The sequence below is a fragment of the Aquimarina agarivorans genome (assembly GCF_000218485.1).
Taxonomy (GTDB): Bacteria; Bacteroidota; Bacteroidia; order Flavobacteriales; family Flavobacteriaceae; genus Aquimarina; species Aquimarina agarivorans.
In genome coordinates, this window is the sequence record NZ_AFPB01000094.1 from 1 (window position 1) to 617 (window position 617).

1 protein-coding gene is annotated in these 617 nt (G+C 29.2%); it reads right to left on the minus strand.

Annotation, left to right across the window (positions count from 1 at the left end):
• Window positions 1-50: 50 nt before the first annotated feature.
• Window positions 51-590: a DUF4468 domain-containing protein gene (locus tag GMC_RS0105575; protein ID WP_010521211.1), complete on the minus strand. Its 540-nt coding sequence runs from the start codon at window positions 588-590 to the stop codon at window positions 51-53.
• Between the last annotated feature and the right edge of the window lie 27 nt (window positions 591-617).

The window sequence follows — 617 nt, forward strand, 5'->3', positions numbered from 1 at the left end:
TTGGCAATAGTTTTTATTTCCGTTTTGTTAAATCAATTTCGTTAATTAGTCTACCAATCACCATCTTTTTTAGAAGTCTTTCCGCTTATATAATTGTAGAACGATTTAGAAAGTTCATTCATTGTTAATTCTAAACTTGGTACAGCGTCAGTATATGATTTTCTAATTTCACCGCTTTTCTTATAAAAAGTTCGATAGTCGTAAAGTACTTTTTGACCACCATCAATGAAAAACTGTCCAATGATGTATTCAAATCTATAACGTCCATCTTTGAATGATATTTCTATTGTATATTCCATATTGTAGGAATTCGTAATTCCTAAAGATTTATACCACCAAGCATTTGTCGCAAATCCATCGACTCTAATTTTTTCATTAGCAATATTTGCTTTTAAGACCTTGTCAGGATTTTTATAAGTTTCCTGAACCCAATTTTGAGCTTTTTGATAAATTTCTGATGCACTCAAACTATCAACTTCCACAACGATTGGTTCAACTCCGTTTGGTGTTAATTTCAGTTGAGGAATTTCTTGTCCGATTGATAAATTTGATATTAAAATCGTTAATGTTAAGAATAAAAATTTTTTCATTTTTGTTTTGTTTTAAATTATTGCCAA

Bases quoted from the DNA above. Each gene is read 5' to 3' on its own strand.
- GMC_RS0105575 (WP_010521211.1), bottom strand. From the start codon at position 590: ATGAAAAAATTTTTATTCTTAACATTAACGATTTTAATATCAAATTTA.